Below are 6,615 nucleotides of genomic sequence, written 5' to 3'. Positions count from 1 at the left end.
CGGCGCCGGCCAGCAGCAAGGCGGACTCCAGCGCGCTGCGCGATTTCAACCCGAAGGCCCGCGCGAGACCGAAAATGACCACGAAGTGGACGGCCACCAGCGCGAGGGCGCCGCCGAAGATCAGCAGCGGCCGCTCCAGGAGCAGCGGGACATTGAGCCCGATGCCCACCGAGATGAAGAAGAGCCCGAGCAGCAGGCCCTTGAAGGGCTCCACCCGCGTCTCGACCTCGTGCCGGTATTCGGTCTCGGCCAGCAGCAATCCGGCGATGAAGGCGCCCAGCGCCATGGAGAGGCCGGCAAGCGCGCTGATCAGCCCCGCGCCCACCACCACCAGCAGGCAGGCGGCGATGAACAGCTCGTCGCTCTTGGCGCGGACCACCGAACGAAGCATAGGCCGGAGCAGAAGTCGGCCGGCGACGAAGATCGCGGCCACGCCGATCACGGCGGGCAGGAACGACAGCAGGATTTCGGGCGTGAAGGGCTCGTTTGACCGCCCGGCCATGAGCGTCAGGGCCACCAGGATCGGCGCCACCGCCAGATCCTGGAACAGCAGGACCGAGAAGGTCGCGCGGCCGGCGACCGAATGCTGGCGCTTCTGCTCGGCCAGGATGGGCATGACGATGGCGGTCGACGACAGCGCCAGTGCAAAGCCGATGGCGATCGCCGCCAGCGGCGGCTGGCCCGCCAGAAGCGCTGCGCCCGCGGTTACCGCCAGGCATAGCCCGACCTGGGCGGCGCCGAGGCCGAACACATACCGCCTGAGCGAGCGGAGACGCTCCCACGACAGCTCCAGCCCGATCATGAACAGCAGGAACACGACGCCCAGTTCCGCGAGCTGGGCCAACTGGGCCGGATTGTCGATAGTGAGGACTTCGAGCCAGCGCACCTCTTGTGAGAGGCTGCCGAGACCATAGGGTCCCAGCGCCACCCCGGCGGCCAGCAGACCCAGGATCGGGCTGAGGTGGGCGCGGCGGAACAACGGCGCCACAACGCCGGCCATGGCCAGGCACAGCACCACATCCTTGTACGCGCCGGGCTCTACCGCTGCCGCCATTGGGTCTCCGTCTCAGTCCCTTAGACTATGGCCCGTCCCGGAGACTTGCGAAAAGCCAAGAAGCGTTTAGGAGCGCGTGCTGTGAAGGGTACGGGTACATTCGCGGTCAGCGCGCGCGCCGAACGGCGGGCCATGCTGGCGCTTGTCACCGTCTTCGCCCTCATCGCCCAGGCGATGTTCGCGAACCTCGCCATGGCGGCCTCCATGCCGCTCGTGGACGGCGCCATCTGCGCCGACACGACCTTCCAACCGTCGTCCGACAGCGGCGGCAGCGCGCCGCCGGATCACGACTGCCAGTACTGCCTGAGCGCTCTTCCCGGGCTGGCGACGGAGCGTGTCGAGGCGTCTGCGCCGGTCACCTATATCGCCGTGGCGACGCCCTTCAGCCGCCAGGCCGCAACACTCGCGCCCAAGGCGCGCGCGCCCCCGCGCCCGCCCGGCCAAGGCCCCCCCTCTCCGAACGCCTGATCGACATCGCCGGCGCGCGAGCCCTCGCGCGTCTGTCCTTCTGCGTTTCGGGAGTTGTTTCCCATGTCATCGTCACTTCGCGCGCTTCTGCTCGCCGCCGTCGCCGCGCCCGCCCTCGCACCGAGTCTGGCCTCTGGGGCGGAGGCGACATCCGCTACGGATCTTGAATCCCTCGTAGTCACAGCCGCGCGTCGGCCGCAGGCCATCGAGGATGTCCAGGCCAGCATTCAGGTCGTTGGTCGCGCACAGATCGACCGTTACGCCGGTTCATCGGTCACCCAGGCCCTCGCCCAGGCCGTTGGTGTCGACGCCCGCACTTCCGGATCCAACAGCTCGATCACCATACGAGGCTCTTCCAGCAACGACGTGTTGGTGCTGTTCGACGGCCTCGAACGGACCGCCAAGTACGGGATCACCAACCTCAACAATTTCCCCGTTGAGGACGTCGAACGCATCGAGATCGTTCGGGGGCCGATGTCGGCCCTCTACGGCGCCAATGCCAGCGGCGGGGTGGTCAACATCATTACGAAGTCGCCCGGCGTCGGCCCCGCAGTCACGTTCCGCGGGACCTGGACCGGCGACGACCATGGAGGACGAAGCGGCTTTGCGCTGGCCGGCGCCTTCCAGTTCGGCGACGAGACCTTCGGCCATCGACTGAGCTTCGACCGTCGCGAGGCCAATCCGTTCCGGTTCGTCAACACCAGCCCCAACTACGACCTGATCGGCGTCGAGCACGTCTCGATGGCCTACACTGGGCAGTGGAAGAGCGGGCGAGGCGACCGCCTGCGGTGGACGCTCGAACGGTTCGCCCAGAAAGATGAGGCCCCGGCTGTTCTTGCGGCGGCGCCACCGGCCAGACCCAGACCGACCGACTATACCCGTTTCGAACGCGAGACCCGCTACTTCGGTTCGCTCGGCTTTGAAGGCGGGATCGGCCCCGGAAATCTTGCTCTGGATGCCGCATTCTCCACCTCGGATGGTTCCACCAACCGCAGCTTTCCGACCGTCGAGACCACCGAATACGACCAGACAACCCTACAGGCGCGTTGGAGCGCCCCTTTCGGCGCCCACGAAATCCTCCTGGGCGGTGGGTTCAAGCGGGATGATGTGGACGTCTCGATCAACAGCGTCACGGCCAAGCGGGACAACTGGAGCGCGTACATCCAAGACGAGTGGAAGTTTTCGGACAGCCTGACGGTGGTCGCTGGAGTCCGATACGACGACTTCACCCTGTTTGGCAGCAGCATGAACCCGCGCGGTTCGATCGGCTGGAAGAGCGGCAGCGGCCTCTACGCCAGGGTTGGGTACGGTTCGGCCTTCCGGGCGCCAACATCGCTGGAACAGTTCTCGCGGTTCACGCGCGGCCGGTTCATCATTCTTGGCAGTCCCAATCTCGTGCCCGAGGAAAGCGAGACGCTTGAGGGCGCCGTCGGCTGGCGGGGCCGTGTCGGGACAGTCGAACTCGCCTACCACACCAGCGATGTCACCAACCTGATCGAGACCTTCAGCCCGACGGTTCCGCCGATCAACGGCCTGCTGGTCACCCAGTATCGCAATCGGGCGACCGCGGACCTGCGCGGATTCGAGCTCAGCGGGCGCCTACGCCCCGTTTCGCCGCTGGTGGTGGACGCCTCCTGGGAACACCTCAAGGCAACCGATGGCGCAACCGGCGCGCGCTTGACCGGCCGCTACAGGAACGCGCTCAAGGCGTCAGCGACGCTCACCCTCGGCGCTTTCGAGACCACCGTCCGTTACCGCGGACTGCTGGGCCTTTGGGGGTCAAATCCAGCGATCCGACCGAGCCCACCGCCGTTCGCCAGCGACTTCGAAACGATCGATCTGGTGGTCACGGCGCCACTGACGGACTGGGCGGAGCTTACCGTCGGGATCAACAACATCTCCGATGAACTCACGCCGATCAACTACACCTCGACAGGATCGATCGAAGATCCCGCAGGACGAAACATCTTCATCTCACTTCGTACGAAATTCTAGGGGAGCGACAGCGTGAAACACATGACCGTTCCATCGCATGAAGAGGTCCAAATTCGCCTATCGGACCCACTTAAACTTAGAATGGACTGGGACGAGCTCCGGGCCGCCCGCGCTCACCTTCACAATCCGGAGGCCGCCCGCATTCTTGGTGTTCCTGAGGCGGCTCTCGTCGCATCACGACTGGGGGCCGGCGCGATCCGCCTTCCGGCCGACCCGCTGCAGATTCTATCTCCGATCTCCGAGTGGCGGCGTGTCCTCGTCGCCGTCCACAACGCCCTCGGAGTCAGCCTCGCGTTGGGGCAGGTCGAGGACGTTGCGCAGGTCGGCGACGTGATCCGGCTGAGGGGATCACATCTCGACACGTCCTTCTCGGCGGCCAGCGTGGCCAACGCCTTCTGGTTTGTGGAAGTGGATGACAATCATGGGCGAACCCGCAGCCTGCAGTTCTCAGACGCCGGCGGCGGAGACATCATCAAGGTCTTCCTGTTCCACAAGACGGCGGCCGCCGCTGCAGAGCGACGGTTCAAGGCGCTCGCCGAAACGGTCGCCCAGACGGCTTTCTCGCCGGCTGCGATGCCCGACCCCGCCGGACTCTACACGCCGGACCGAGACCAGCCGGGGCGCATTGAACTCTTGGCAGCCTCGGCGCCGCTGGCGTTTCAGACGGCGCTTTCCCGAATGGGAGAGCTGAACGCACCGGTTCATATCGACACCTTCGCGCTGCGGGCCGCCCAGAGCTTCCGAGGGCGGGTCACGCACGCCCGGATCGATGAGGTGATGGCCCATCTGCATGAGCCCGACATTCGCATGCATCTGAGACCGGGCGTGCTGCGGGCGGTTCAGGTCCGCCGCCTCGAGGGCCGGATTGCGGCGCTGGAGTTCACGGACCCGTCCGGCCTATCGCTCCGGCTGTCTTCGCCGCAACACGCCCAAGTCTTCTCCGAATGGGCGCAGACCGTCACGGAGACCTTGGCATGATGAACCGCCGCACGGTCATGGCGTCGGCGGCCGGTGTCCTGGCCGCAAGCCCGGACCAAGTCGCTTGGGCTTCCGGACAGGGCGTCGCACCAATACGGCCCGGCGCCCGGATCGTCGTCACCGGCTCGTATCTGGTCGAGATCCTCATGGAACTGGGCGCAGTTCGCCATATTGTCGGGGTCGGCGGCGGCGTCGATCACATCGCCGCGCTTAAGGCCACGCCCCGACTCAGGGGCTTCCGGCAGATGAGCGCCGAAACCATTCTGGCCCAGCGGCCGGACGTGTTCATCACCACACCCGACATTACCGGAGGCGGCGTCGTCTCCCAGCTCAAGGCGACCGGTGTTCGGGTGATTGTCTTCGAGCAGGAGCCCACTCTGGCGGGCGTTGCTGAGCGAATCTCGGAGATGGGCGTGATCCTGTCCAAGCCTCGGGAGGCGGCTGCACTGGCGAGGCGGTTCAACGCCGACCTGGCCCGGGCCCGGGCGTTTGTGGCGCGCGCGCGCACCCGCCCTGCGGGGCTGTTCATCCTATCCGGAGGAAACCGCCCGACGCTGGTCGCGGGGCGCGGCACCGGCCCCGCCAACCTGATCGAGCTGGCGGGAGGGCGGAACGTCGCGTCCGTCATCGAAGGTTTCAAGGTCATGAGCCAGGAGGCGATGGTCGCAGCGGCGCCCGAGTTCATCCTGCTCAACCCGGATGGCCTGGAGAATCGCGGGGGCGTACCCGCAGCCCTTACGGCGCCGGGCGCACTACTGACACCGGCCGGCCGGAGGAAGCGCCTGATTACGCTTCCAGGCGAGTATCTCCAAGGGTTCGGGATCCTCACCCCAACCGCGATCCGGACCCTTGCGCGGGCAATTCATCCGGATCTCAAGGGCGCCTCTTCATGAACGGAAGCGGCCTGCCTTGGACGCGTCGCCATTGGCGGGCGACGATCACCGTCGCGATGCTGATCGTGCTTGGCGTCGCGATTCTATCGATCGGCGCCGGCGCGGCGCCGATCGAGCCAGACCGGGTTGTGGTCGCGCTTTGGCAGTTGATCACCGGGACCGTATCGGGAGAGCCGCCGCAGGACATCATCATCCTCAGGGAGATCCGGTTGCCGCGCGTGCTTCTCGCGGCGCTCGCCGGCGGAGCGCTGGCCACCTGCGGCGTGCTTATGCAGGCCTTTTTTCGGAACCCATTGGCGGACCCCGCGCTGATTGGCGTGGCCACGGGCGGCGCCCTGGGCGCCGTCGCCGTGATCGTTCTGGGCGCGGGCGTCCTGTCCGGGTTGACGGCCGCCTTCTCAGAAATTGCCCTGCCCGTTGCAGCTTTCTTCGGAAGCCTCGTGACGACGATCGCGATCTATCTGCTCTCAAGGCGCGAAGGGGTCGTCGATGCGACGGGCATGCTTCTCGCCGGTATCGCGGTGAACGCCATCGCCGGCGCGGGGATTGGACTCCTGACGTTCCTCGCCACCGACTCGCAGCTGAGAAATCTGACCTTTTGGAGCCTCGGAAGCCTCTCAGCGGCGGGATGGGGACATGTCCATGTGGTAGCCGTCGCTAGCCTGATCCTGGTCGTGGCGCTTCCATTCCTTGTGACATCGCTGAACGCCCTACTGCTGGGCGACAGCGAGGCGCGACACCTCGGCGTGGATGTTGAACGCCTGAAGATCACGCTGCTGATTTTGACCAGCCTGAGCGCCGGGACAGTGGTCGCGACCTGCGGGGTCGTCGGGTTTGTCGGCCTGATCGCACCCCACTTCGCGCGGCTCCTGGTCGGGCCGGACCACCGGGCGCAGCTGCCTCTGGCTACTCTGATCGGGGCGGGACTGATGTGTTTCGCGGATACCATCGCGCGCACCGCCGTCGCGCCTGCGGAGCTCCCCCTTGGGGTCCTGACCGCGCTGGCAGGCGGCCCGTTGTTCCTCTGGATGCTGTCGCGGCGGCGTGGAGCAACCTTCCATGCTTGAGTTGCGCGACATTGTCCTGGACCGAAATGGGGCGCCGATCCTGAACGGAGTCAGCGCCCGCTTCGCGCCCGGGGAATTCGTTGCGGTCGTCGGCCCCAACGGCGCGGGCAAGTCCAGTCTTGTCCGAGTTCTGACCGGCGAATGGACCCCGCAGTCCGGC

Annotated in this window: 7 protein-coding genes; 6 read left to right on the top strand and 1 reads right to left on the bottom strand. The window is 66.6% G+C overall.

Annotated features, from left to right (window positions below; all coding sequences use genetic code 11):
- A partial coding sequence (locus tag ACIQ3R_RS13395) for a cation:proton antiporter (RefSeq protein WP_397419303.1) occupies window positions 1–1,054 on the bottom strand: 1,054 nt, incomplete at its 3' end.
- Window positions 1,055–1,135: 81 nt separating this feature from the next.
- Between ACIQ3R_RS13395 and ACIQ3R_RS13390 the strand changes: the two genes are divergently transcribed.
- From ACIQ3R_RS13390 to ACIQ3R_RS13365, 6 genes are all read left to right on the top strand, one after another.
- Window positions 1,136–1,522, top strand: a complete 387-nt coding sequence (locus ACIQ3R_RS13390; protein WP_397419301.1) for a DUF2946 family protein — start codon at window positions 1,136–1,138, stop codon at window positions 1,520–1,522.
- Between the two features lie 63 nt (window positions 1,523–1,585).
- Window positions 1,586–3,517 carry a TonB-dependent receptor plug domain-containing protein gene (locus ACIQ3R_RS13385; protein ID WP_397419299.1) on the top strand — a complete coding sequence of 644 codons (1,932 nt, stop codon included), beginning with the start codon at window positions 1,586–1,588 and terminating at the stop codon, window positions 3,515–3,517.
- 81 nt (window positions 3,518–3,598) lie between these two features.
- On the top strand, window positions 3,599–4,495 hold the full coding sequence (locus tag ACIQ3R_RS13380; protein ID WP_397419297.1) for a ChuX/HutX family heme-like substrate-binding protein: 897 nt from the start codon (window positions 3,599–3,601) through the stop codon (window positions 4,493–4,495).
- Complete coding sequence (locus ACIQ3R_RS13375) at window positions 4,492–5,388, top strand: hemin ABC transporter substrate-binding protein (protein ID WP_397419295.1); 897 nt, start codon at window positions 4,492–4,494, stop codon at window positions 5,386–5,388. The genes ACIQ3R_RS13380 and ACIQ3R_RS13375 overlap by 4 nt, the downstream gene beginning before the upstream one ends.
- On the top strand, window positions 5,385–6,455 hold the full coding sequence (locus tag ACIQ3R_RS13370; protein WP_397419293.1) for a FecCD family ABC transporter permease: 1,071 nt from the start codon (window positions 5,385–5,387) through the stop codon (window positions 6,453–6,455). Before ACIQ3R_RS13375 ends, ACIQ3R_RS13370 begins: the two co-directional genes overlap by 4 nt.
- Window positions 6,448–6,615 (top strand): ATP-binding cassette domain-containing protein (locus tag ACIQ3R_RS13365; RefSeq protein WP_397419305.1); only part of this gene is annotated, 168 nt, incomplete at its 3' end. The genes ACIQ3R_RS13370 and ACIQ3R_RS13365, both read left to right, overlap by 8 nt.

It is taken from the genome of Phenylobacterium sp. (genome assembly GCF_044371015.1).
In the GTDB taxonomy this organism is placed as follows: domain Bacteria; phylum Pseudomonadota; class Alphaproteobacteria; order Caulobacterales; family Caulobacteraceae; genus Phenylobacterium.
This window is presented reverse-complemented; position numbering and strand designations above follow the sequence as displayed.